Source organism: Agrococcus sp. ARC_14, assembly GCF_022436485.1.
In the GTDB taxonomy this organism is placed as follows: Bacteria; Actinomycetota; Actinomycetes; order Actinomycetales; family Microbacteriaceae; genus Agrococcus.
The window spans coordinates 961,616-986,100 of the sequence record NZ_JAKUDO010000001.1 but is presented as its reverse complement, the minus strand read 5'-3'; the positions used below and the strand labels follow the sequence as shown (position 1 = coordinate 986,100).

Sequence of the window (24,485 nt, the reverse complement as noted above, 5' to 3'; positions counted from 1 at the left end):
TTCGATTCCGGGAGCCTCAGCCAAGCACCGATCGCCAGCGGTCGGCTGGACACCTGCTGGGCGCACGCTCAACCTCGGCCCGGGACGGGCCTCGGCGCTGGCGTCGCGGCGTCGACCCGAAAGGGTCGACGCTTTCAGCTCCAGCGCGCTAGGCGATGCGCTCGCGCACGATCGGCGGCACCTCGACGACGGTGCCGGGGGCAACGAGCTCCCAGGCGCCCTCGAGCGCTTCGAGCGCCCGAGGGATGCGGGATGCGTCGTCGGCCGAGATCGTCCAGAGCGGATCGCCCGCGCGCACGGCGTCGCCGGGCTTGACATGCAGGTCGATGCCCGCGGCGTGCACGACCGGGTCGCTCGCCCGCGCGCGCCCAGCGCCCAGGCGCCACGCGGCGATGCCGAAGGGCAGCGCCTCCTGGCGCGCCAGCACGCCGTCGGACTCCGCCACCACCGTGTGCGTCTCGTTGGGGGTGGGCAGCGCCGCGTCGGGGTCGCCGCCCTGCGCGAGGACGAACCGGCGCCACACATCCATCGCCCGTCCGTCGGCGAGCGCCGCCTCGACGTCCGCATCCGGCTTTCCCACCGCATCCAGCATCTCGCGCGCCAGCGCGACCGTGAGCTCGACGACGTCGGCCGGGCCGCCGCCCGCGAGCACCTCGACCGACTCGCGCACCTCGTTGGCGTTGCCGATCGTGAGGCCGAGCGGGGTGTCCATGGTCGTGAGCAGCGCGCGCGTCTCGACGCCGGAGTCGCGGCCGAGCTCGACCATCGTGAGCGCCAGCTCGCGCGCCCGCTCGAACTCCTGCATGAAGGCGCCAGAGCCGAACTTCACGTCGAGCACGAGGGCGCCGGTGCCCTCAGCGATCTTCTTCGACATGATCGAGGATGCGATGAGCGGGATGGCCTCGACCGTGCCGGTGATGTCGCGGAGGGCATAGAGCCGCTTGTCGGCGGGAGCGAGACCGGAACCGGCCGCGCAGACGACGCCGCCCACCGTGCGGAGCTGCTCGAGCATCGCCTCGTTCGTCAGGTCGGCGCGCCAGCCGGGGATCGACTCCAGCTTGTCGAGCGTGCCGCCGGTGTGGCCGAGACCGCGGCCGGAGAGCTGCGGCACAGCGGCGCCGAAGGCCGCCACGAGCGGCATGAGGGGCAGCGTGATCTTGTCGCCGACGCCGCCGGTGGAGTGCTTGTCGACCGTCGGCGCGTCGAGCGAGGAGAAGTCCATCCGCTCGCCGGACGCGATCATCGCCAAGGTCAGGTCGTGGATCTCGCGCCGCTCCATGCCGTTGAGCAGGATGGCCATCGCGAGCGCCGCCATCTGCGGGTCGTCGACGTAGCCGCGCGTGTAGGCGTCGATGAGCCAGTCGATCTGCTCGGTCGAGAGCGCGCCCTTGTCGCGCTTCGTGCGGATGATGTCGACGGCGTCGAAGGCCTCAGCCACGGGGTTCGCTCCTCTGCTGCTGTGCGTAGTCGTCCAGCGCTGCCGGGCCGAAGGCATCCGGCAGCACCTCGTCCATGGTCCGGATGCCGCTGACGGTGTCGAGCAGCATGCCGGGCGCCGCGTGCTCGGAGAGCAGCTGCCTGCAGCGGCCGCACGGCATCAGGCGGTCGCCGTCGCCGTTGACGCACGCGAAGGCCACGATCCTGCCGCCGCCGCCCATGATCATCTCGCTCACGAGCGAGCACTCGGCGCAGAGCGTCACGCCGTAGGCGGCGTTCTCGATGTTGGCGCCGGCGACGATGCGACCGTCGTCGACCAGCGCGGCCGCGCCGACGGGGAAGCCCGAGTAGGGCGCATAGGCGCTGGCTGTCGCCTCGATGGCGCGCGCGTGCAGCACCTGCCAGTCGATCTCGATCATCGCGGCCCCTATTGCTTGATGTATGGCTTGCCGCTGGCCGCCGGCGCCCGCGACTGCCCGATGAAGCCGGCCACCGCGAGGATCGTGATGATGTACGGGAGCATGAGCATGAACTCGCTCGGCACCGGCGAGCCGATCGCGCCCAGCGTCTGCTGCAGGGCGGAGGCGAAGCCGAACAGCAGCGCTGCCAGGGTCGCCTTGATCGGGTGCCACTGGCCGAAGATGACCGCCGCGAGCGCGATGTAGCCCAGGCCCGCCGTCATCTCTCGCGTGAAGGCGCCGTTCGAGTCGAGCGTGAAGTAGGCGCCGCCGAGGCCCGCGACCGCACCGGCGAGCGAGACGTTCCAGAACCGCACCTTCGTGACCTTGATGCCGACGGTGTCGGCCGCGAGCGGGTGCTCGCCGGTCGCACGCAGGCGCAGGCCCCAGGTGGTCTTGAACAGGCCCCAGGCGATGAGCGGCACCACGATGTACATCGCGTAGACGATGATCGACTGCTTGAACAGCGCCGGGCCCAGGAGCGGGATGCCCTCGAGCAGCGGGATGGGGATCTTCGGCAGGCGCTCGGGGCTGTTGAGCGCAGGGTTGTCGGTGAGCACCGAGGAGTAGAAGAAGTTCGTGAGCCCTGTGACCAGCACGTTGAGCACGACGCCGACGATGACCTGCTCGACGAAGTAGCGGATCGCGAAGACCGCGAGCACCATCGACACCAGCACGGCGGCGAGCATCGCGGCCAGCACGCCGAGCATCGTGACGCCGGTGGTCGAGGCGACGACGGCACCGGTGAAGGCGCCGCAGAGCAGCTGCGCCTCGATGGCGATGTTGACGACGCCGGCGCGCTCGGAGATCACCCCGCCCATCGCACCGAAGATCAGCGGCACCGAGAGGCCGACGGTCGCGAACAGCAGACCGGCGATCGGGATCATGGCGCCCGCGCCCGCCCAGGTGAGGAAGCCCACCACGAAGAGCACGCCGAACACGATGGGCAGCCACATGCCCACCTTGCGCGCCGTGGCGGCCGCCCAGAACGACAGGGCGGTGAGCGCGGCGAGCAGGACGACGACGACGATGCCGGTCGGCCGCGCGGGCAGCACGGCGTCGGGGAGCGCGAAGAAGTCGCCGCGGGACGCGAGGCGCAGGGTGGCGTCGCCGTCGCGGCCGAGCAGCACCATCAGGATGAGCGCCACGACCGTGAGCACCGCGTAGGAGATCGGTGCCTTCCAGTGCTTGACGACGGCCCGCTCGAGCTCGATCGTCTCGACGGGAGAGGGCGCCTGCGCGCCGACGGGCTGCTGGGCGGTCATGCCTGCGCTCCCTTCTGCTCGGTCATGGCCTTGAGCGCTGCCTCATCGCGGCGCTGCCTGCGCGACTTCTTGCCCGCCTGCGGCAGGCCGAACATCGCGCGCACGAGCGGTGGCGCTGCGATGAACAGCACGATGAACGACTGCACGACCAGGATGATGTCGATCGGCACACCCTCGGCGGCCTGCATGCGGAAGCCCCCGGCCTTGAACGCGCCGAAGAGCAGCCCGGCGAAGAAGGTGCCCCAGGGGGTCGAGCCGCCGAGCAGCGCGACCGTGATGGCGTCGAAGCCGATGCCCGCGTCGATGCCGGAGGTGAAGCCGGTGGTGACCGAGCCCGTCACCTGCTGGGCGCCGGCGAGGCCCATGAAGCCGCCTGCGAAGGCCATCGCCAGCATCGTGATGCGCTTGACGTCCATGCCGGCGTTGAGCGCTGCGGCCGGGTTGTAGCCGACCGCACGGAACTGGAAGCCCAGGTTCGAGCGGTTGATGAGCCACGAGCAGAAGATGACGGCGGCGACCGAGAGCACGAAGCCCCAGTGCAGCGTGAACGGTGGGCCGAAGATCGAGGGCAGCACCGCGGTGTCGGGCATCGGCGGCGAGATCGGGTTGTTGCTGCCCGAGTTCTGCAGCAGGCCCGGCGTGCGCAGCATCCAGGTGATGAACCAGAGCGCGACGAAGTTCAGCATGATCGTCACGATCACCTCGTGCGCGCCCGTGTAGGCCTTCAGCACACCGGCCAGGGCGCCCCAGAGCGCGCCGGCCACGATGCCGACCGCGATCGCGACGAGCACGTGCAGCACGGGCGGGAGCTGGAAGGAGAAGCCGACCCAGCCGGCAGCGGCAGCGGCCCACAGCATCTGGCCGCGACCGCCGATGTTGAACAGGCCGACGCGGAACGCGATCGCGACGCCGAGGCCCGCAGCGATGAGCGGGGTGGCGAAGTTGAGCGTGTCGGTGAGCGGCTTGATGAGCTGCGCGAAGCCGGCATCGGCGCGCGAGATGTTGAGGATCGACCCCTGGAAGAGGGCCGAGTAGGCGCCGAAGACGGCGTCCCAGGTCGCGGCCAGCATGTCCATGGGGCGCGCGAAGAAGTAGCCGCTGGTCTCCTGCACCCGCTCGTCGGTGAAGGCGATGAGGATGCCGCCGACGATCAGGGACGTGACGATCGCGAGCAGCGCCATGACCAGGTTGCCGCCCATGATGCGCTGGAAGGCGCTGTTCCAGGGATCCTCGTCGTCGACCCGACGGTCGTCGGTCGGGGCCGTGATGACCGGGGCCTCGACCTTCGCCGCCTCGGGGGCGTGGACCACGGTGGGGGTCTCGCCGGAGTCGGGCGGCCCGCCGACGCGAGGCTGCGCGCCGGGCTCGATCGGGTCGTCGGCGTCGCGGGGCTTGTCGTTCACGCTGCGGCTCCTTCCGGGGTCGCGGCTTGGCGCTCGCCGGCCATCATGAGACCCAGCGTGTCGCGACTGGTGTCCGCCGGCACGATGCCGACGACGCCACCGCGGTACATGACCGCGATGCGATCGGACAGCCCGACGACCTCGTCGAGCTCTGTGGAGACGACGATCACGGGGATGCCCGCATCGCGTGTGGCGATGATCTGGCTGTGCACGAACTCGATCGATCCGACGTCCAGGCCGCGGGTCGGCTGCGAGGCGACGAACAGCGCGAGCGGGCGCCCGAGCTCGCGCGCGAGCACGACCTTCTGCTGATTGCCGCCGGAGAGCGTGCCGACGTGGGTGTGGATGCCCTGGGCACGGATGTCGAAGGCGCCGAGCTTCTCGGTGGCGAACTCGTCGCGCGCAGCGCGGTCGACGGTGCCCGCCGACACGAACGGCGCACCCCGGTAGCGGTCGAGCATGAGGTTCTCCGCGATCGAGTACTCGCCGACCAGGCCATCGACCTTGCGGTCCTCCGGCACGAATCCGACCCCGGAGTCGAGCACTTCGCGCACCGACTTGCCGAGCAGCTCACGGCCGTTGAGGCTGATCGAGCCGATGGACTTGGGCTGCAGGCCCAGGATCGCCTCGGTGAGCTCGGTCTGCCCGTTGCCCTGCACGCCGGCGATGCAGAGCACCTCGCCGCCGCGCACCGTGAACGAGACGTCGTTGACGACCTTCTGCCCGATCCCGTCGAGCACGGTCAGGCCCGTGACCTCGAGCGTGTTGTCGGTGAGCACCGGCGGGCGCTTCTGCACGGTGAGCTCGACGGGGCGGCCGACCATCATGGAGGCGAGCTCGGTGCTCGACGACTCCGGGCTCGCCTCGCCGACGACCTTGCCGAGGCGGATGACCGTGATGCGGTCGGCGATCGCGCGGACCTCGCGGAGCTTGTGGGTGATGAAGACGATCGCGGTGCCCTCGTCGCGCAGCTGCTGCATGATCGCCATCAGCTCGTCGGTCTCCTGCGGCGTGAGCACAGCGGTGGGCTCGTCGAAGACCAGCACCTTGGCGTCCTGCGAGAGCGCCTTGATGATCTCGACGCGCTGCTGCACCCCCACCGGGAGGTCCTCGATCTTCGCATCCGGGTCGACGTGGAAGCCGAAGCGCTGCGAGATCTCGCGCACCTTCTGCTTCGCGCCGCTGAGGCCGCCGAGCGCGCGCTCGTGGCCGAGCAGCACGTTCTCTGCCACCGTGAAGACGGGGATCAGCATGAAGTGCTGATGCACCATGCCGATGCCGGCGCGCATGGCGTCGCCCGGGCCCGCGAAGTGCTGCACCTCGCCGTCGAGGAGGATCTCGCCCTCCTCTGCCCGGTACAAGCCGTAGAGCACGTTCATGAGCGTGGACTTGCCAGCGCCGTTCTCACCGAGCAGGCAGTGGATCTCGCCAGCCTTGACCTCGAGATCGATGTGATCGTTCGCGGTGAGCGCTCCGAAGCGCTTCGTGATGCCACGAAGCTCGAGTGACACGTGCTCGCTCATAGGCCCTTCCTCCGACGACGCTGAAGACGCATGCGAATCTAGTCGCAATCGAGCATTGCTCGCTCGCGGACCGATGTCCGGTCACACGCGTGGGGGCCGACCGGAGCCGACCCCCACGCATGCATGCCGTGCCCTACTCGGGGCTGGCGGGCGAGACGACCTCGATCTCACCGGCGATGATGCCGGCGCGGATCTCGTCGAGCTGGGACTGCAGCTCGGGGTCGACCGCATCCTCGAACTCGTGGAACGGCGCGAGGCCGACGCCATCGTTCTCGAGCGTGCCGACGTACGGCGCGTTCGAGAACTCGCCTGCGGCTGCCTCCTCGACGACCGTCTGGACGCCCGTCGACATGCCCTTGAGCACCGAGGTGAGGAAGATGTCGGCGTTCTCCGGGGAGGTCTCGACCAGGTCGGCGTCGACGCCGACCATCGTGATGCCCGAATCGTCGCCCGCATCGCGGATGGCCTCGACGGCCGAGAGGAAGATCGGGCCACCGACCGGCATGAGCACATCGGCGTTCTGGCCGATGAAGGTCTCAGCCATGGCCTTCGCCTCGACACCGGCGGCGAACGCACCGGTGAACGAGCCGGTCTGCCCCTCAGCATCCCAGCCGAGCACCTGCACGTCGGCGTCGTTCTGCTCGTTGAAGTACTCGGCGCCCTCGACGAAGCCGTCCATGAAGATCGTCACCGGCGGGATCTGGATGCCGCCCCAGGTGGCGATGATGCCCGTCTCGGAGTACGAGGCGGCGGCGTAGCCGGCGAGGAACGCTGCCTGCGCCGTGTCGTAGACGATCGGCTGCACGTTGTCGGCGACGACGGAGTTGTCGTCGATGATCGCGAAGTTGACGTCGGGGTTCGCGGTGGCAGCGGCGCCGGTGGCCTCGGCGAGCGAGAAGCCGACCGAGACGACCATGTTGCAGCCCTGGTCGATGACGCTGGCCAGGTTCGGTGCGTAGTCGGATGCCGACGAGGACTCGACCTCGATGGGCTCGACGCCCAGGCCCTCGGCAGCGGCACGGAGACCCTCTGCACCGAGCTGGTTGAACGAGCGGTCGTCGAAGCCGCCCTCGTCGGAGACGATGCAGGGCTGGATGTCGACGGTGGGCTCCTCCGCAGCGGGGTCGCTGTCGGTCGGGGCCTCGGGGGCGGCGGCGCAGCCTGCGAGCAGCAGCGCAGCGCCGATGGCGATGGCGCCGCCGCGCGCGGCGGAACGGGTGAACTTCCTCAAGGGATCCTCCAGTGCAAAGGATGCTCGCCGCGACGCGGCCGAGCGCATGTTGGATTGAGCATAGGGCCGCGAAAGCCGGCCCCGAGCCGCTGCCGGTGCACTGCAACCCAATCGTTGCAATCGCCCCTCAGGTCAGGGGCTGGAGGGCGACTCGATCGTGATCTCGCCTGCGATGATCTGCTCCCGCAGCGCCTCGAGCTCTGCCTTCGTCTCGTCGCTCACCCGGCTCTCGAGATCGTGGAACGGGGCGATGTCGACCCCGCCGTTCTCGAGCGTGCCGATGATCGGCTCCGCCGAGATCGTGCCGTCCGCCGCGTCGCCGACGGCGGTGACCACCGCATCCTCCGTGTTCTTGAGGATGCTCGTGAGCAGCAGCGGCCGGAACTCGGCGGGCAGCGTGTCGTAGCCGTCGTTGTCGACCCAGATCACGAGCGCCTCGCCGCCGGCGTCGAGCGATGCGCGGAAGGCGCCCTCGCCGACCTGGCCGGCGACCGGCAGGATCACGTCGGCGCCCTGCGCGAGGAAGGCCTGCGTCTGCGTCTGGCCGAGGCCGACGTTCTCGAAGTCACCCGTGAAGGTGCCGTCCTGCGACTCCGGGTCCCAGCCCAGCAGCTGCACGTCGGCGCCCTTCGCCTCGTTGTAGGCGTCGATGCCGGCCGCGAAGCCGTCCATGAAGAGGGTGACGGGGGGCTGGTTGCCACCGCCGAAGGTGGCGACGATGCCGGTCTCCGAGACGGATGCGGCGGTGTAGCCGGCGAGGTAGGACGCCTGGGCCGTGTCGAAGACGATCGAGCGCACGTTGTCGCCGTCGACGATCTCGTCGACGATCGCGAACTGGACATCCGGGTTGGCCCCGGCCTGCGCTTCCGTCGCGGCGACGAGCTCGTAGCCGACCGTCAGCACGAAGCCGCAGCCGGTGTCGACGGCCGCCTGCACGTTGGGCGCCAGGTCGCTCTCGGTGGTGGAGACGAGCGCGTTGACCTCGACGCCGAGCTCCTGCTGGGCGCGCTCCATGCCCGCCCAGCTGGTCTCGTTGAAGGAGCGGTCGTTGAGGCCGCCGGAGTTCGTGACCATCTGCGCGCACTCGAGCGACTGCGCTGCGGGGTCGGTCGGGGCGTCGGACTCGGCGGGCGGCGTGGCGCAGCCGGCGAGCAGGATGAGTGCGGCGAGCGCGGGGACAGCGAGCGTGCGAGACAAGGGCGACTCCTTCGTGCGGTGGCGCAATCGTAACCGGCGTCATGTACGCGCGCCGCACGATGCACCGTCGATCAGCGGGGCGTCGCGCCGAAGACCCCGCGAGATCCGAGGTTCGACCGCACAGCGCAGTCGAGGGGCCGCCCTGCCGGGAACTCCGGCCTTCGGCTTGCGCGCACCTGCCCTGCTGCCCGCGTCGGCAGTGCGCCACGAGCAGCGCCAACGCTCGCGAGCCGCCTGCCCTGCTGCCCGCGTCGGCAGTGCGCCACGAGCAGCGCCAACGCTCGCGAGCCGCGCGTCGCTCTTCGCTCGCGAGCGTCTCTCCACATGCGGCACGCAAGCGCCAACGCCGCGCGAGCCCATCCGTCACCATCCGCGGATGGACCACATCGAGCTCTTCCGCGCCTCTCTCGGCGTGCTCTCCACCGCGCAGCTGCTGCGCGCCGGCATCACCCACGCCGAGATCAGGAGACGTCTCGCTGCCGATGGCGTGCAGCGGCTGCGCCGGGGCTGGTACGGGCAGCAGGCGCACCCGGATGCGATCCGCGCGATCGCGCTGGGCGGCTGCGTCAGCTGCATGGATGCTCTCCAGCATCACGGCGCGTGGCACCCCCGAGACCAGCGCGAGCATGTTCGAGTCAGCGAGGAGCGCCGCCGCGATCGGGGTTCGCGCGGCCGAACGCGAGTCGACACGCAGCGCCCTCGCCCGGGCAGGCACCCGCGATGCCGCCCGTATGGCGTGAACCCGCCGGTGGCTGCGGTGCTCGATGACCTGGAGACCTCGTTCCGCTGCGCGCTGCGGTGCGCCGATCGAGAGCAGCTCGTCGCAATCGCGGACTCACTCGTCTACCGGAGGCTCGCCACGCTCGAGCAGCTGCGCTCCTGGGCGGCAGACGCTCCGAGCAGCGGCCGCCGCTGGCTCGACCTCGTGCGCGGCGAGGCCGAGTCTGGCACGGAGTCGATGGTGCGGCTGCGGCTGCGCGCACTGGGCGTGGCTCTGGAGATCCAGGTGCGGATGTGGCGCGGGCGTCGGGTCGACATCCTCGTCGGCGACCGACTCATCATCGAATGCGATTCGGTCGCCCATCACACCGATCTCGAGGCCTATCAGCGCGATCGCCGCTACGACCGCATGCATCTGGCGCAGGGGTATCTGGTGATCCGGCTCACCTGGCAGCAGATCCACGACGACTGGCCGGCCGTCGAGCGCGACATCCTTGCGGTCATCCGGCGCGGCGACCATCGCTGGCCGCGACGCAAGCCCCGCGAGAGCGAACCTTCAGCCGCAGAGCGCGACCGCTGCTGCGCTCTCGCGGGGATTCGGTGCGGCAGTCGCGTCGGAGCGCGTCACAGCGGCAGTCGCATCACAGCGGCCGTCGCCTCAGAGCGCGTCGGTGTTGCCGCTGCGACGCACCGCGTCGACGATCTGCTTCACGCGCTGCGCGTTGTCCGTGGTCGTCACCAGCAGCGCATCCGGGGTGTCGACGACCACGACGTCGTGGATGCCGATCACCGAGACGATGCGCTTCGACTGCGAGACGACGATGCCGCTCGCGGAGTCGGCGAGCACGGTGCCCTCGGAGCCCAGGATCGCCAGCCGGCCGCGGCGGCCGTTGTTGTGCAGCTTCGCCACGGCGGAGAAGTCGCCGACGTCATCCCAGTCGAAGTCGCCGGGCACGACGACCATGCGTCCTCGTGCGGCGGCGGGCTCCGCGATCGAGTAGTCGATGGCGATCTTCTTCAGCTGCGGCCAGAGGCGGTCGACGGCTGGGCCGCGGCGAGCAGGCTCGTCCCACGCCTCGGCGAGCTCCTCGATCTGCGCGGCGAGCTCCGGCTCCTCCTGCGCGAGCTCCTCGAGCAGCACGTCGGCGCGGGCGATGAACATGCCAGCGTTCCAGAGGTAGTCGCCGTCCTCGACGTAGCCGCGGGCGACCTCCGCAGAGGGCTTCTCGACGAACTCGTCGACGACCGCGGCGTGCGGGGCACCGTCGACGCCGAGGTTGTTGCCGGCGCGGATGTAGCCGAAGGCGATCGCTGGCTCGGTGGGCGTGATGCCGATGGTCGCGATGTAGCCGGCGCGCGCCGCCGCGACGGCCTCTGCCGTCACGCGCCGGAAGGCGCGCTCGTCGTCGATCACGTGGTCGGCCGCGAACGAGCCGACGATCACGTCAGGCTCGCGCCTGCGCAGGATCGCCGCCGCGAGCGCCACGGCGACGGTGGAGTCGCGCGGGTCGGCCTCGAGCACGATGTTGGCGTCCTCGAGCTCCGGGATCTGCGCCTCGACCGCTGCACGGTGCGCGCGGCCGGTGACCACCATCGTCCGTCCCGTCCCCGTGAGCGGCGTCAGCCGGTCGTAGGTGGCGCGCAGCAGCGTCTTGCCGCTGCCCGTCAGGTCGTGCAGGAACTTGGGAGCGTCCGCCCGCGAGAGCGGCCAGAGCCGAGAGCCCACGCCGCCTGCCGGGATGATGCTGTAGAAGTCGTCGATCGTGGCCACGAGGCGAGCCTAGTCATCCACTCCCAGCAGATCCCCACGGGACGTTCACATCCCGTTCACCGCGTGCTCCCCGCCCCCGCCACCGGCCAGTCCTACCGTGGAGCCGTGAGCATCGAGCGAGTTGCCATCGTGACCGAGAGCTTCCTACCGACCGTCAACGGAGTGACCACCTCCGTCTGCCGTGTGCTCGACCACCTCGTCGAGACCGGCCGCGAGGCCATCGTCATCACGCCGCGCTGCGGCGCCCCGGTGCACTACCGAGGCGTGCCCGTGCACGAGATGCCCTCCTTCGCCTATCGACAGTTCCCCGTCGGCCTGCCCAGCCCGCAGGTCGCTGCGCTGCTCGCGCGCTTCCAGCCAGACGTGCTGCACGCCGCGAGCCCCTTCATGCTCGGCGGCCAGGCGATCGCCGAGGCGGCGCGCATCGGCCTCCCGAGCGTCGCGATCTACCAGACCGATGTCGCCGGCTTCGCGCGCCGCAACCGGCTGGGTGCGGGCTCCGCCTTCGCCTGGCAGGTCATCCGCCTCATCCACAACACGGCCGACCGCACGCTCGCGCCCTCGAGCGCCGCGATCGCCGACCTGGAGGGCGCGGGCGTCAAGCGCGTGCACCGCTGGACCCGCGGCGTCGACCTCGACGGCTTCCATCCCGACAACCGGCAGGGCCCGGCGGCCGCCAACCTCCGCCGTCGCATCGCCCCCGAGGGCGAGACGATCGTCGGCTACGTCGGCCGGGTCGCGCCCGAGAAGGGCCTCGACCGGCTGCGCGCACTCGGCGGCATACCCGGCATCCGCCTCGCCATCGTCGGCGACGGCCCCGGCATGGCCGACACGCGCAGGCAGCTCGCCGATCTCAAGCCGATCTTCCTCGGCCAGCTCGCAGGCAGCGCGCTGCGCGCCGCCTACGCCGCGATGGACGTCTTCGTGCACACCGGCGCCGAGGAGACCTTCGGCCAGACCCTGCAGGAGGCGGCCGCGAGCGGGCTGCCCGTGATCGCGCCGCGCGCCGGCGGTCCGATCGATCTCGTGGACCACGGCGCCACCGGATTCCTCTTCGAGCCCGACGACGCATCCGAGCTGCACACCGCCGTCGCGCAGCTCGTCAGCGACCCGGGGATGCGGGCACGGATGGGCGAGGCCGGGCGCCGTCGCGTGCTCGGCCGGTCATGGTCTGCAGTGACCGATCAGCTGCTCGGCCATTACGAGCACGCGGCGCGCCGCGCGCTCCGCGGTGTGGACGGCCTCGTCGACGCCTGACGCCGCCGGGGCCGTCGGCTGTTCGCCAGAGGCATAGGATGGTCGTACCTTGCCCGGTCGAACAACGGAGGGAACGCGCGTGTCTGAGACATCGAGCAGCCTCACCCTCCCCGACCCCAAGCCCCGGAAGACCACGTTCAGCGGCACGCTGTATCGCGGCAACGAGGGCATGTGGTCGTGGGTGCTCCACCGCATCACCGGTGTGGCGATCTACTTCTTCCTGCTCGTGCACGTGCTCGACACCGCGCTCATCCGCGTGAGTCCCGAGGCGTACAACGCAGTGATGGCGACGTACAAGAACCCGATCATGGGCCTGGGCGAGGTCGCCCTCGTCGGCGCGGTCGTGCTGCACGCCATGAACGGGCTGCGCATCATCCTCGTCGACGCCTGGCCGTGGGCCACGAAGCACCAGCGGCTGCTGTTCTGGATCGTCATCGGTCTCGTCGTGGTGCTGATGGGCTACTTCGTGCCGAACCACCTCATGAACGTGTTCGCGCCGATCGCGGAGGGCCACTGATGACCACCACGATCGAGAACCCGAACTACGCCTACCCGGCGCGCTCGAAGGGCCGTCGCGGCCCGAACCTCGAGAAGGCCGGCTGGATCTTCATGCGCGCCTCCGGCGTCGTGCTCATCGTGCTGATCTTCGGCCACCTCGCCTACAACCTGATCTGGACGCCTGGCGGCATCCACGCGATCGACTTCGGCTTCGTCGGCGGCAAGCTCGCGAACCCGTTCTGGCAGTGGTGGGATGTGCTGATGCTGTGGCTGGCGCTGCTGCACGGCTCGAACGGCATGCGCACCATCGTCAACGACTACGTGCACAAGCCGCGGACCCGCGCGGTGGCGATCTGGGCGATCGGCATCGCCGCGGCGATCCTGATCATCCTGGGCACGCTCATCACCTTCACGTTCGACCCCTGCCCGCCGAACGCGGACCCCTCACTGCTGCCGTCGTTCTGCGCAGACCTCTAAGCAAGATTCGGAGACCCTCAGGTACATGGCTGATCAGAGTTCCGTCACGGACGGCATCCACTACCACCAGCACGATGTCGTCATCGTGGGAGCCGGCGGCGCCGGTATGCGCGCGGCGATCGAGTCGGCCCCCAAGGCCTCGACGGCCGTCATCACGAAGCTCTACCCGACGCGATCCCACACGGGCGCGGCGCAGGGCGGCATGGCCGCCGCGCTCGCCAACGTCGAGGAGGACAGCAACGAGTGGCACACGTACGACACCGTCAAGGGCGGCGACTACCTCACCGACCAGGACTCCGCTGAGATCCTGACCCGCGAGGCGATCGAGGCGGTCTACGACCTCGAGAACATGGGCCTGCCGTTCAACCGCACCGAGGACGGCAAGATCGACCAGCGCCGCTTCGGCGGCCACACGCGCGACCACGGCAAGGCTCCCGTGCGCCGCGCCTGCTACGCGGCCGACCGCACCGGCCACATGATCCTGCAGACGCTCTACCAGAACTGCGTCAAGCACGGCGTCGAGTTCTTCAACGAGTTCTACGTGCTCGACCTCGTGATGGCCGAGATCGACGGCGTCAAGCGCGTCTCCGGCGTCGTCGCCTACGAGCTCGCGACAGGCGAGATCCACGTCTTCCAGGGCAAGTCGGTCATCTTCGCGACCGGCGGCTTCGGCAAGATCTACAAGACCACCTCGAACGCCCACACCCTCACGGGCGACGGCGTCGGCATCATCTGGCGCAAGGGTCTGCCGCTCGAGGACATGGAGTTCTACCAGTTCCACCCGACGGGCCTGGCCGGCCTCGGCATCCTCCTCACCGAGGGGGCCCGCGGCGAGGGCGCGATCCTGCGCAACGCCTCCGGCGAGCGCTTCATGGAGCGCTACGCCCCCACCATCAAGGACCTGGCGCCGCGCGACATCGTCGCCCGCTCCATGGTGCAGGAGGTGCTCGACGGCCGCGGCGCCGGCCCGCACAAGGACTACGTCTACCTCGACTGCACCCACCTGGGCGCCGAGGTGCTCGAGACGAAGCTGCCCGACATCACCGAGTTCGCCCGCACCTACCTGGGCGTCGACCCGGTCACCGAGCGCGTGCCCGTCTACCCGACGGCGCACTACGCGATGGGCGGCATCCCGACGAACAATGACGCCGAGGTGCTCGCCGACAACGACACCGTCATCCCGGGTCTCTACGCCGCCGGCGAGTGCGCCTGCGTCTCGGTGCACGGCGCCAACCGCCTCGGCACCAACTCGCTGCTCGACATCAACGTGTTCGGCAAGCGGGCCGGCAACAATGCCGTCACGTACGCGCAGACCGCCGACTTCGTCGACCTGCCGTCGGATGCGGCGGACGGCGTCGTGAAGCTGCTCGCCCTGCTGCGGGAGGGCAGCGGCTCCGAGAACGTGTCCGAGATCCGCAAGGCGCTCCAGGAGACGATGGACCGCAACGCCCAGGTGTTCCGCACCGACGAGACGCTGCAGACCGCGCTTGCCGACATCGCGGTGCTGCGCCAGCGCTACCCCAACGTGCGCATCCACGACCGCGGCCGCCGGTTCAACACCGACCTGCTCGAGGCCGTCGAGCTGGGCTTCCTGCTCGACCTGGCCGAGATCGTCGTGGTCGCGGCGATCAACCGCAAGGAGTCGCGCGGCGCCCACATGCGCGACGACTTCCCGACGCGCGACGACGTGAACTACATGCAGCACACCATGGCCTACCGGACGGCGGGCGACGTGGGCGTGCCGCAGGAGATCCGACTGGACTGGAAGCCCGTGCGCGTGACGCACTACGAGCCGCAGGAGAGGAAGTACTGATGGCTGCGACGCAGATCAGCGAGACGCCCGGCGAGGACACCGCCGCGCAGGCTGCCGCCACCGAGGGTGGCACGGCTCCCCAGGAGGTCGACTCCGCGCAGGCGGGCCACGACCGCCCGCTCGAGCAGGCCGCCGAGGTGGTCGAGGAGCCCCAGAGCTTCCCGGTGACGGTCATCGTCCGCCGCTTCGACCCCGAGGTGGATGACGAGCCCCGCTGGGTCGACTACGACGTGCAGATGTTCGCCACCGAGCGTATCCTCGACGCCCTGCACCGCATCAAGTGGGAGCAGGATCCCTCGCTCGCCTTCCGTCGCTCCTGCGCACACGGCGTGTGCGGCTCGGACGCCATGCGCATCAACGGCAAGAACCGTCTCGCCTGCAAGGCGCTCGTGAAGGACTTCGACACCTCGAAGCCGATCTACGTCGAGGCGATCAAGGGCCTGCCGCTCGAGAAGGACCTGATCGTCAACATGGAGCCGTTCTTCGACTCGTTCCGTGAGATCCAGCCCTTCCTGCAGGCGAGCTCCAAGCCCGAGAAGGAGCGCCACCAGACGATCGCGCAGCGCGAGCGCTTCGACGACACCACCAAGTGCATCCTGTGCGCTGCGTGCACGACCTCGTGCCCCGTGTTCTGGACCGACGGCCAGTACTTCGGCCCCGCCGCGATCGTGAACGCGCACCGCTTCATCTTCGACTCGCGCGACGAGGCGAGCCAGGTGCGCCTCGACATCCTGAACGACCAGGAGGGCGTCTGGCGCTGCCGCACGACCTTCAACTGCACGGATGCCTGCCCTCGCGGGATCCAGGTCACCAAGGCGATCGCAGAGGTCAAGCAGGCCATGATGACGGGCGTCAAGCTCTGATCTGACCGTACGACGAGAGGGCCGGCATCCGCGAGGGTGCCGGCCCTCTCGTCGTCGGCACGATCAGGAGCGGCGCACGGCGATGACGTTCGCGACCGCCCAGGCCGCCATGAGGAAGAGCACCTGGCCCAGCGCGAGCCAGAACACCGCCCCCTCGCCGCCGGTCGAGACCGCGACCACGACGAACACGCCGAGCGAGAGCAGCAGCGCGACGACGCCGACGATCGCGAACGCGTAGGCGCCGATCGCGCGGTCGCGCTCGTCGATGTACTCGACGGCGTTGAGTCGCGTGATGTCGCTCGCCCGGCCGGAGCGCGCGTAGAGCGCGCTCAGCACGAACGCGATCGCCGCGAGCGTCATGAGACCGGCCGCGAACCAGTCGCCCAGGATGGCGAGCACGACGGCGGTGAGGAGCGCGCCCGCAGCGATCACGGCGTTCCACCACGACATCCGCAGCGCCTTATGCGTCGACATGGAACAGCTCCTCGACGGTCGTGTGGAAGTGCCGCGCCAGGTGCACGGCGAGCGTCAGTGACGGATCGTAGCGGCCGGTCTCGATCGCGTTGATCGTCTGTCGCGAGACAGCCATCGCCTGCGCGAGCGCTTGCTGCGACAGCTCCTGCTGCAGCCTGAGCTCGCGGACACGACTCTGCATGTGGAAAGCGTACTTGACACATCCGTCGGTGACAAGCAGACTTGTCATGTCAAGCAGACTTGTCACCGGATGAGTCGCCCCGAATCGGAGGATCCACTCGTGCTCGAAGCCCTTTCTGACTTCACCGCAGGCCTGCCGGCGTGGGCCCAGTGGCTCGGGATCATGGCGATCAGCGCCATCCCGTTCGTCGAGAGCTACTTCGGCGCCGTGATCGGCATCCTGGTGGGCCTGCACCCCGCCGTCGCCATCGTCGCGGCGATCGTCGGCAATGCGATCTCGATGCTCGGCTTCGTGTTCGCGGCGGATGCGGCGCGGAAGAAGGTGCTGGATCGACGCGAGACGCTCGAGGAGCTCTCCCCGCGCCGGCAGCGCCTCAAGCGGATGTTCGACCGCTTCGGCGTGCCGGGCGTGAGCCTGCTGGGTCAGACGCTGCTGCCGAGCCAGATCACCTCTGGGGCGATGGTCTCCTTCGGCGCCTCGCGCAACGCGGTGATCCTCTGGCAGTGCATCTCGATCGTCGTCTGGGGCGTGGCCTTCGGCCTGCTGGCGACGGGCGGGGTGGAGCTGCTCTCGCTGCGCTGAGCCGCGGCGGCAGGGCGCCTGCCGCCGGGTGGGGCAGACTAGCCGCGTGACCGACGCCACCATCGCCGCACTCGACCGGCTCGACGCCCTGCGCTCCGCGCTCGACGGCGTCGCCCTGCCGCTCTCGATCGCCGGCTCCGACACCGCCCGAGACGGCCGGCGTTCGGCGGTGCGGCAGATCGACGACTACATCCAGCCGCGGCTCAGCAACCTCGAGGCGCCCCTGCTCGCCGTCGTCGGCGGCTCCACCGGCGCCGGCAAGTCCACGCTCGTGAACGCCCTCATCGGCCTGCCCGTCACCCGCACGGGCGTCATCCGCCCCACGACGCGGCAGCCCATCCTGCTCCACTCCCCCGTCGATGCTGGCTGGTTCGCATCGTCGCGCATCCTGCCCGGACTGGCGCGCGTGACGGGCGTGGTGCGCGACGCCCCCGCGAGCGAGGCGGGCGAGGAGCCCGACGCCGCGCAGATCGGCTCGGTGGTGCTCGTGGCCGACGAGCGCGTGCCGAGGGATCTGGCCATCCTCGACGCCCCCGACGTCGACTCGATCGCCGACGAGAACCGCGAGCTCGCAGCGCAGCTGCTCGCGGCCGCCGACCTGTGGCTGTTCGCCACCACCGCCAACCGCTACGCCGACGCTGTGCCGTGGAAGCTGCTCGACGACGCCGCCGCCCGCGACATCACCGTCGGCGTGGTGCTCAACCGGGTGCCCCCGGGCGCGGAGGCAGAGGTCGAGGCAGACCTGCGGCAGATGCTGGGCGAGCGAGGCCTGGGCACCGCGCCCGTGTTCGTCGTCGGCGAGTCGCAGCTCGACGACCGCGGCATGCTGCCCGCCAGCGCCGTCGGGGCCATCCGCGGCTGGCTCACCGGCATCGCCGGCGACCGAGCCGAGCGCGCCCGGATCGCCGGCCGCACCCTCGCGGGCACGGTCTCGCGCCTCGCCGTCACCGCCCGCACCGTCGCCGATGCCCGTGACGAGCAGGTGGTCGTCGCGAACGACCTGCGCGAGACCGTCGCCACCGTGCACACCGACGCGGCCGAGCGGGTCGGAGACGCGACGCGCGACGGCGTGCTGCTGCGCGGCGAGGTGCTCGCCCGCTGGCAGGACTTCGTGGGCACCTCCGATGTCTTCCGCACCCTCGAGTCCTGGTTCTCCCGCACCCGAGACAAGGTCACGGCCTGGTTCCAGGGCAAGCCGGCCCCGGCCATCGAGGTCGAGCACGAGATCGAGTCGGGCCTGCACGCGGTGATGGTCGACGAGGCGGGCCGCGCGGCCTCCGACGCCTGGACGCGCGTGCGACAGAGCGCCGTCGGCAGGCAGCTGACCAGCGGCGCCGACCTCGCGCATCCGTCTGCCGACCTGCCCTCGCGCGCCTCGCAGCTCGTGCGCGACTGGCAGCAGGGACTGATCGAGCTCATCACCGACCAGGCGGCGGGCAAGCGCACGAAGGCGCGGGTCATGTCGCTCGGCCTCAACGTCATCACCGTGGCGCTCATGGTGGTCGTATTCGCCTCCACCGGCGGCCTCACGGGCGGCGAGATCGCCATCGCGGGCGGCTCGGCCGTCGTCGGTCAGAAGCTGCTCGAGACGATCTTCGGCGAGGATGCGGTACGTCGCCTTGCCGCGCAGGCGCGCGAAGATCTCGAGACGCGCGTGCATGCGCTGATGCACGAGCAGGCCGCCCGCTGGGATGCGCTGCTCGACCCCGTCGAGGCCGGTGCCGACGGTGCTGCGCTGCGCGACGCGGCCGCCGAGCTCGAGCGCGCGATGGCGCTCGTCGGGCGCCCGTCTGCCACGGCGGAGCATCGCGCGCTGCTGCCGATCGATGTGGTGGAGGGCGAGGCGATGGATGACGCGGCCGAGTCGCCGCTCGAGGCCGAGGCCGACGAGGTGCGGGAGCTGGAGCGCGGCACCGGGCCGCTGCCCGCGATCGAGCACGACGAGCCGTCGGCGGATGGGCACCGTTCGGGCGAGCAGGAGACGAGCCGGTGAGCGAGCCAACCGTCGACCAGCTGCTCAGCGCGCTCTCGGAGGCGGCAGAGCTCGGCGCGGGCCGCGTGCCGGAGGGCGAGCTCGAGACCGTGCGCCGCATCGCCGGCCGCGCGAGCGAGCGGCGCGCGCTCTCGTCGGAGCACACCGTCGTGGGCTTCTTCGGTGCCACCGGATCCGGCAAGTCGTCGCTCATGAACGCGCTCGCGGGTGAGTCGGTGGCGCGCACGCACGTGCGCAGGCCGACCACCTCGGTGCCGCTCGCCGCCGTGTGGAACCCGCGCGGCGCATCCGACCTGCTCGACTGGCTGCAGGTGAGCGATCGGCGCATCATGGATCGGCCGTTCGCCGCCGATCGCGACGGTCGCGGGCAGGATCTCTCGCTCATCCTCATCGACCTGCCCGACTTCGACTCGGTCGCGCTCGAGCACCGCGCCATCGCCGAGCGACTGGCCGGCCAGGTGGACGTGCTGGTGTGGGTCGTCGACCCGCAGAAGTACGCCGACGCCGTCATCCATCGCGACTTCATCGCGCCGCTGGCGACCCACGCATCTGTCACCGCCGCGGTGCTCAACCAGGTCGACCGGCTGCCCGAGCACGAGGTCGGCCGGGTCGTCGACTCGCTGCGCGGGCTGCTGCGGGGCGACGGGCTCGAACGCGTGCAGGTGCTGCCGGTCTCGGCGACGCAGGGCACCGGCATCGACGACCTGCGGCGCCTGATCGCGCGCTTCGCATCCGAGCGGAAGGCCGCCTCGCAGCGCCTCGCCGCCGATGTGCGGGGCGCGGCAGCGCGCCTCGAGGCCGCCGGTGTGCCCGGCAAGCTGCGAACCGCCGATGCGCAGGCGCTCGAGCGCGGGCTCGGGACGGCCGCGAATGTCGACGCCGTCGCGCAGGCGGTCGCGAGCAGCTATCGCAAGCGCGCCGGGCAGATCACCGGCTGGCCCCTCACGGCCTGGCTGCTGCGGCTGGCGCCCGACCCGCTGCGGCGCCTGCACCTGTCGTTCGGTCGCGACCGGCGCGACGCCGGGCAGCACCGCGCCGAGGTCAACCGCACGGGCATGCCTCCCATGAATGCGGCACAGCGCGCGCAGGCCGGCCTGGCGGTGCGCAGCTACGCAGACGCCGCGGCCGCAGGGCTCGGCGAGGGATGGACGGCGGCGATCCACGAGCATGCAGCGGATGCGCTGGAGTCGCTGCCGTCGGAGCTCGACCGGGCGGTCGCACGCACCGACCTGGGCGCGCGCGGCTCCTGGTGGTGGCCGCTGCTCGCAGCCCTCCAGTGGCTCGCGCTCGTGGTCGCCGTGATCGGCGGCATCTGGCTGCTGCTGCCGATCCTGCTGCCGCTGTGGAGCATGGTCGCGCCCGTCATCCCGCAGGTCGAGGGCACCGAGAGCTGGCTCGACGGCTGGCCGATCCCGCTCGTCGGCCTCATCGGCGGCGTGCTGCTGGGCATCGTGCTGGGCATCATCGGCGCGCTCGTGGGCGGCGCCATCGGTGCCGCCCGACGATCGCGGGCGCGCCGGCGGCTGCGCAAGCAGGTCAGCGCTGTCGCACACGCATCGATCGTGCTGCCGATCGAGGGTGAGCGCGAGCGGGCTCGCGAGTTCGCGGTGGCGGTCGCGCGGGCGTCGGGGCGCAAGCGGTAGCGGTTCCGGTCTCGTGACGCGTCGCGCTGCGCGCGGCGCTCCTCGACCTACGAGGCGGCGGCTCGCTGCGCGGCATCGACCTACGAGGCGGCGGCCTGGCGGGCCTCGGCCGGCGAGCGGGCGCCGAGGGCGCGCTCGGCACGCGCCTTCGCCTCGTCGAGCGTGACGGTCAGCAGCTCTGCGCGCACATCGGCGAGCGCCGTGGCGCTCATCGAGAGGCTCGTCGCGCCCAGGCCCACGAGCACGACCGCCAGCGCGGGGTCGGCTGCCGCCTCGCCGCAGACGCTGACGGGCTTGCCCGCCGCGGTGCCTGCCTCGCCGATGAGCTTCACGAGCCGCAGCACCGCCGGGTGCCACGGATCCTGGAGCGCTGCGACGGAGCCCAGCTGCCGGTCGGCAGCCATCGTGTACTGCGTGAGGTCGTTGGTGCCGATCGAGACGAAGTCGGCCACCTCGAACACCTGATCGGCGAGCACCGCGATCGACGGCACCTCCGCCATCGCGCCGACGCTCGCCAGCCCCAGCTCCTTGCCGAGACCGACGAAGTAGGTCGTCTCCTCGTGGTCGGCGATCATCGGCGCCATCACGTGCAGCTCTGCCTCGGTGGCCGCCTGCGCGTTCGCGAGCGCCGTCAGCTGGTCGCGCAGGATCTGCTCGCTCGCCCGCAGCGCGCGGATGCCGCGCAGTCCCAGTGCGGGGTTCTCCTCGTGCGCGTCGTTGAGGAACGCCAGCGGCTTGTCGGCGCCGGCGTCGAGCACCCGCACGACCACCTTCTTGCCGGGGAACGACTCCAGCACCGCGGTGTAGGCCGCCGTCTGCTCCTCGACCGTGGGGGCCGAGGAGGCGCCGAGGAAGAGGAACTCGGTGCGGAACAGTCCGACGCCCTCCGCCCCCAGCTCCACCGCGTTCGGCACATCCTTCGCCGATCCCACGTTGGCCAGCAGCGGCACCTTCGTGCCGTCTGCGAGCGCGCCTTCGGTGATGGGCGCGGAGGCCGCAGCCAAGCGCGTCTCGCGCTCTGCGGCGGCGGCGGTGACGGATGCCTCGTCAGGGTCGATCACGACGGTGCCGGCCTTGGCGTCCACGATCACGAGCTGCCCGTCGACGAGCGCATCGAGCACGCCGACGACGCCGACGATGGCTGGCAGCGACTTCGAGCGCGCGAGGATCGCGGTGTGCGAGGTGGGGCCGCCGTCCTGCGTCACGAGGGCGAGCGTCTTCTCGAGGTCGAGCGTCGCGGTGTCGGCGGGCGCGAGGTCGCGCGCGATCAGGATGAACGGCTCGTCCGAGACCGGTACGCCGGGGGCAGCGACGCCGCGCAGGCGCGCCACGACGCGCTGGGCGACGTCGTCGAGGTCGGTGGCTCGCTCTGCCATGTAGCCGCCCATCGCCGTGAGCATCTCGCGGAACGCCGCGTACGCATCCCACGACGCCTTCTCGGCGTTGGCGCCGCCCTCGAGGCGCGCCTTCACGTCGTCGAGGATGGCCGGATCCTGCGCCATGAGCGCTGCCGCCTCGAGCACCTGCTGGGCGTCGCCGCCCGCGGCCGCAGCGCGCGCGTTGAGATCTGCGGCGACCTCCTGCAGCGCCGCCTGCACCCGCTGGTGCTCGCCATCGACCGGCGCTGCGAGCGGCTCGTCGCTCGGCGGTGCGAGCGGCTCCGGCATCTTCAGCACCTTCGCGGCAGCGACGCCCCGACCGACTCCGACCCCTGAGAGCACACTCATGATGGCAACACTACGCTGAGCCGTCGGAGGGCCGCCACGCGATCCGGAGCTGGCTGCCGCGAGAGCCGGAAGGTTGGGATGAAGCAGCTGATCGAGCGCATCATGCGGTCATGGCCCGTGCGGGCGTGGCAGCGATTCGGCGACATGCGCGGGCCGGTGCTGGCGCAGGGCATGACGCTGCAGGCATTCCTGTCGCTGTTCGCCGCGCTGTTCGTCGCGTTCGCGGTCTTCTCCTCGGTGCTGAGCGGCAACCCGGAGCTGCGCAGCGCCGTGATCGACTCGATCTCCGCATCGATCCCGGGGCTGTTCGGTGAGGGCGGTGCGGTCGACGTCGAGCTGCTGCTGAGCACCCGCATCGCGGGCTGGGCGGGCGCGATCGGTGCCGTTGCCATCCTGTTCACAGCGATCGCCTGGATCGCCGTGAGCCGCGAGGGCTTTCGCGCCATGTTCGACCTCGGCTCGCCGCCCTCGAACTTCGTGCTGCTGAAGCTCGGCGACCTGGGCGTCGCGGTCGGCATCGGGCTGCTGGTGGTCGTGTCGGCGGGCGTGCTGATCGTGACCGAGGGCTTCGCCGAGGCACTCGGCCTCGGCTGGGCGACCTGGTTGCTGGCCATCGCCGTGCAGCTGGTGCTCGACACCACGATCGTGCTGCTGCTCTATCGCTTCGGCGGCCGGCTGCGGCTGCCCGCCAAGGTCATCGTGCCCGCCGCGATCGCCTGCGCGATCGCCTTCTTCGGCCTCAAGCAGGTCGCCTCGATGCTCTTCGGCGCCGTCGACAACAATCCGCTGCTCGGCGGTGTCGCCGCCCCCGTGATCATCCTGATCTGGTTCGGGTTCATCATGCAGATCCTGCTGCTGGCGCTGGCGTTCGTCGCGGTCACGCCGGTCGGCCGCGCCTATACCCGGCTCGTCGAGGCGGGCGGCATCGACGCGACGCTCACGCCGGCGCAGGCGAAAGCGCTGCTGACCGAGATCGAGGAGGGCAGGCGTCCCAGCCTCAACGCCGTGCGCGCGCACAAGCGGCTCGCGAAGCGGTTGCGCTGAGACACTCGGAAAGGTTTCCGCGGCCCTCGAAGCATCCGCTGTCCTCGCCCCACTCGGGACGCGCCACGTCAGCGGGGCTCGGTAGGCTCGAGGGCATGGTCCGAATCGCCTCCGTCAACGTCAACGGCGTCCGCGCCGCGTTCCGCAAGGGCATGGGCGACTGGCTCGAAGCCGGCGGCTTCGACATCGTCGCGCTGCAGGAGGTGCGGGCGCAGGATGAAGACCTCCTCCCGCTCGTGCCCGGCTGGCACATGCTGCACGACCCCGCGACCGCGAAGGGCCGCGCCGGCGTCGCCGTGCTCTCCCGCGAGCCCTCGATCGCGCACCGCACCGACATCGGCCTGAAGACCTTCGACACGAAGGGGCGCTGGCTCGAGGCCGACTTCCTGATCGGCGAGACGCCGCTCACCGTCGTCTCGACCTACGTCCACTCCGGCGAGGTGAACACGCCCAAGCAGGTCGCGAAGTACCGCTTCCTCGACGCGATGGCCAAGCGCCTGCCGCAGCTGCGTGCGCACACCGAGCACGTCGTCGTGATGGGCGACCTCAACGTCGGCCACACACCGCTCGACATCAAGAACTGGCGCGGCAATCAGAAGAGCGCCGGCTTCCTGCCCCAGGAGCGCTCCTACTTCGATCGCTTCCTCGGCACCGGCATGGTGACCGGCGTCGACGGCGTGCGCGGCCGCGGCCACGGATGGGTCGACGTCGGCCGTGCCGCGCATCCTGACGTCGACGGGCCCTACACCTGGTGGTCGCAGCGCGGCAAGGCGTTCGACACGGACACCGGCTGGCGCATCGACTACCAGCTCGCCTCCCCCGCGCTCGCGGCCGTCGCCACCGACTACCGCGTCGACCGCTACCCCTCCTACGACACGCGCTGGTCCGACCACGCCCCCGTCGTCGTCGACTACAACCTCTAGGGATC

At 70.7% G+C, this 24,485-nt stretch carries 22 protein-coding genes; 10 read left to right on the top strand and 12 right to left on the bottom strand.

Features of this window, described 5'->3' with window-relative positions; all coding sequences use genetic code 11:
- Positions 1–148: 148 nt before the first annotated feature.
- The 9 genes from MKD51_RS04970 to MKD51_RS04930 form a co-directional block, all read right to left on the bottom strand.
- The gene (locus MKD51_RS04970; RefSeq protein WP_240238797.1) at positions 149–1,438 is read right to left on the bottom strand and encodes a thymidine phosphorylase; all 1,290 of its coding nucleotides are present in this window, start codon (positions 1,436–1,438) and stop codon (positions 149–151) included.
- Positions 1,431–1,856 (bottom strand): cytidine deaminase, encoded by a 426-nt coding sequence (locus tag MKD51_RS04965; protein ID WP_240238795.1) that lies wholly within the window; start codon positions 1,854–1,856, stop codon positions 1,431–1,433. The genes MKD51_RS04970 and MKD51_RS04965 overlap by 8 nt, the downstream gene beginning before the upstream one ends.
- Before the next feature lie 8 nt (positions 1,857–1,864).
- Positions 1,865–3,160, bottom strand: a complete 1,296-nt coding sequence (locus MKD51_RS04960) for an ABC transporter permease (protein ID WP_240238793.1) — start codon at positions 3,158–3,160, stop codon at positions 1,865–1,867.
- On the bottom strand, positions 3,157–4,563 hold the full coding sequence (locus tag MKD51_RS04955) for an ABC transporter permease (RefSeq protein WP_240238791.1): 1,407 nt from the start codon (positions 4,561–4,563) through the stop codon (positions 3,157–3,159). The genes MKD51_RS04960 and MKD51_RS04955 overlap by 4 nt, the downstream gene beginning before the upstream one ends.
- Positions 4,560–6,074: an ABC transporter ATP-binding protein gene (locus MKD51_RS04950; RefSeq protein ID WP_240240833.1), complete on the bottom strand. Its 1,515-nt coding sequence runs from the start codon at positions 6,072–6,074 to the stop codon at positions 4,560–4,562. The genes MKD51_RS04955 and MKD51_RS04950 overlap by 4 nt, the downstream gene beginning before the upstream one ends.
- A gap of 145 nt (positions 6,075–6,219) precedes the next feature.
- On the bottom strand, positions 6,220–7,317 hold the full coding sequence (locus MKD51_RS04945) for a BMP family ABC transporter substrate-binding protein (protein WP_240238789.1): 1,098 nt from the start codon (positions 7,315–7,317) through the stop codon (positions 6,220–6,222).
- Between the two features lie 132 nt (positions 7,318–7,449).
- Positions 7,450–8,514 (bottom strand): BMP family ABC transporter substrate-binding protein, encoded by a 1,065-nt coding sequence (locus tag MKD51_RS04940; RefSeq protein ID WP_240238787.1) that lies wholly within the window; start codon positions 8,512–8,514, stop codon positions 7,450–7,452.
- Positions 8,515–9,349: 835 nt separating this feature from the next.
- Entirely contained in the window at positions 9,350–9,754 is a 405-nt protein-coding gene (locus MKD51_RS04935; RefSeq protein ID WP_240238785.1) for a hypothetical protein, read from the bottom strand.
- A gap of 138 nt (positions 9,755–9,892) precedes the next feature.
- A complete protein-coding gene (locus tag MKD51_RS04930; RefSeq protein WP_240238784.1) occupies positions 9,893–11,005 on the bottom strand; it encodes a mannose-1-phosphate guanylyltransferase in 1,113 nt (370 codons plus the stop codon).
- Between the two features lie 105 nt (positions 11,006–11,110).
- On the opposite strand from MKD51_RS04930, the gene MKD51_RS04925 reads away from it, so the two are divergent.
- The 5 genes from MKD51_RS04925 (at position 11,111) to sdhB (ending at position 15,913) form a co-directional block, all read left to right on the top strand.
- On the top strand, positions 11,111–12,262 hold the full coding sequence (locus MKD51_RS04925) for a glycosyltransferase family 1 protein (protein WP_346986690.1): 1,152 nt from the start codon (positions 11,111–11,113) through the stop codon (positions 12,260–12,262).
- A gap of 79 nt (positions 12,263–12,341) precedes the next feature.
- Complete coding sequence (gene sdhC / locus MKD51_RS04920; protein WP_346986689.1) at positions 12,342–12,779, top strand: succinate dehydrogenase, cytochrome b556 subunit; 438 nt, start codon at positions 12,342–12,344, stop codon at positions 12,777–12,779.
- Positions 12,779–13,237, top strand: coding sequence for a succinate dehydrogenase hydrophobic membrane anchor subunit (locus MKD51_RS04915; protein WP_240238782.1), 459 nt, complete (start codon positions 12,779–12,781; stop codon positions 13,235–13,237). Before sdhC ends, MKD51_RS04915 begins: the two co-directional genes overlap by 1 nt.
- A gap of 25 nt (positions 13,238–13,262) precedes the next feature.
- On the top strand, positions 13,263–15,050 hold the full coding sequence (gene sdhA, locus MKD51_RS04910; RefSeq protein WP_240238780.1) for a succinate dehydrogenase flavoprotein subunit: 1,788 nt from the start codon (positions 13,263–13,265) through the stop codon (positions 15,048–15,050).
- Positions 15,050–15,913 (top strand): succinate dehydrogenase iron-sulfur subunit, encoded by an 864-nt coding sequence (gene sdhB / locus MKD51_RS04905; protein ID WP_240238771.1) that lies wholly within the window; start codon positions 15,050–15,052, stop codon positions 15,911–15,913. The genes sdhA and sdhB overlap by 1 nt, the downstream gene beginning before the upstream one ends.
- Before the next feature lie 63 nt (positions 15,914–15,976).
- Here the strand turns inward: sdhB and MKD51_RS04900 are convergent, their stop codons facing one another.
- On the bottom strand, positions 15,977–16,387 hold the full coding sequence (locus tag MKD51_RS04900; protein ID WP_240238769.1) for a hypothetical protein: 411 nt from the start codon (positions 16,385–16,387) through the stop codon (positions 15,977–15,979).
- Positions 16,374–16,568: a helix-turn-helix transcriptional regulator gene (locus MKD51_RS04895; RefSeq protein ID WP_240238767.1), complete on the bottom strand. Its 195-nt coding sequence runs from the start codon at positions 16,566–16,568 to the stop codon at positions 16,374–16,376. Before MKD51_RS04895 ends, MKD51_RS04900 begins: the two co-directional genes overlap by 14 nt.
- Before the next feature lie 99 nt (positions 16,569–16,667).
- Here MKD51_RS04895 and MKD51_RS04890 point away from each other — a divergent pair, with 99 nt between their 5' ends.
- From MKD51_RS04890 to MKD51_RS04880, 3 genes are read left to right on the top strand one after another with little or no spacing between them, the layout of a single operon-like run.
- Complete coding sequence (locus tag MKD51_RS04890) at positions 16,668–17,150, top strand: hypothetical protein (protein ID WP_240238766.1); 483 nt, start codon at positions 16,668–16,670, stop codon at positions 17,148–17,150.
- A 46-nt stretch (positions 17,151–17,196) separates the two neighbouring features.
- Positions 17,197–19,143, top strand: a complete 1,947-nt coding sequence (locus tag MKD51_RS04885; protein WP_240238765.1) for a dynamin family protein — start codon at positions 17,197–17,199, stop codon at positions 19,141–19,143.
- Entirely contained in the window at positions 19,140–20,786 is a 1,647-nt protein-coding gene (locus tag MKD51_RS04880) for a GTPase (RefSeq protein ID WP_240238763.1), read from the top strand. The genes MKD51_RS04885 and MKD51_RS04880 overlap by 4 nt, the downstream gene beginning before the upstream one ends.
- Before the next feature lie 80 nt (positions 20,787–20,866).
- Here the strand turns inward: MKD51_RS04880 and ptsP are convergent, their stop codons facing one another.
- On the bottom strand, positions 20,867–22,513 hold the full coding sequence (ptsP, locus tag MKD51_RS04875; protein WP_240238755.1) for a phosphoenolpyruvate--protein phosphotransferase: 1,647 nt from the start codon (positions 22,511–22,513) through the stop codon (positions 20,867–20,869).
- Positions 22,514–22,591: 78 nt separating this feature from the next.
- Between ptsP and MKD51_RS04870 the strand changes: the two genes are divergently transcribed.
- Positions 22,592–23,557, top strand: a complete 966-nt coding sequence (locus tag MKD51_RS04870) for a YihY/virulence factor BrkB family protein (protein WP_240238753.1) — start codon at positions 22,592–22,594, stop codon at positions 23,555–23,557.
- 95 nt (positions 23,558–23,652) lie between these two features.
- The gene (locus tag MKD51_RS04865) at positions 23,653–24,480 is read left to right on the top strand and encodes an exodeoxyribonuclease III (RefSeq protein WP_240238751.1); all 828 of its coding nucleotides are present in this window, start codon (positions 23,653–23,655) and stop codon (positions 24,478–24,480) included.
- The last annotated feature ends 5 nt before the right edge of the window (positions 24,481–24,485 follow it).

Coding starts and splice junctions, on each gene's coding strand:
- MKD51_RS04900 (WP_240238769.1), bottom strand. CDS start 16,387: ATGTCGACGCATAAGGCGCTGCGGATGTCGTGGTGGAACGCCGTGATC.
- ptsP (WP_240238755.1), bottom strand. CDS start 22,513: ATGAGTGTGCTCTCAGGGGTCGGAGTCGGTCGGGGCGTCGCTGCCGCG.
- MKD51_RS04870 (WP_240238753.1), top strand. CDS start 22,592: ATGAAGCAGCTGATCGAGCGCATCATGCGGTCATGGCCCGTGCGGGCG.
- sdhB (WP_240238771.1), top strand. CDS start 15,050: ATGGCTGCGACGCAGATCAGCGAGACGCCCGGCGAGGACACCGCCGCG.
- MKD51_RS04895 (WP_240238767.1), bottom strand. CDS start 16,568: ATGCAGAGTCGTGTCCGCGAGCTCAGGCTGCAGCAGGAGCTGTCGCAG.
- MKD51_RS04915 (WP_240238782.1), top strand. CDS start 12,779: ATGACCACCACGATCGAGAACCCGAACTACGCCTACCCGGCGCGCTCG.
- MKD51_RS04960 (WP_240238793.1), bottom strand. CDS start 3,160: ATGACCGCCCAGCAGCCCGTCGGCGCGCAGGCGCCCTCTCCCGTCGAG.
- sdhA (WP_240238780.1), top strand. CDS start 13,263: ATGGCTGATCAGAGTTCCGTCACGGACGGCATCCACTACCACCAGCAC.
- MKD51_RS04965 (WP_240238795.1), bottom strand. CDS start 1,856: ATGATCGAGATCGACTGGCAGGTGCTGCACGCGCGCGCCATCGAGGCG.
- MKD51_RS04865 (WP_240238751.1), top strand. CDS start 23,653: ATGGTCCGAATCGCCTCCGTCAACGTCAACGGCGTCCGCGCCGCGTTC.
- MKD51_RS04935 (WP_240238785.1), bottom strand. CDS start 9,754: ATGGTCGCCGCGCCGGATGACCGCAAGGATGTCGCGCTCGACGGCCGG.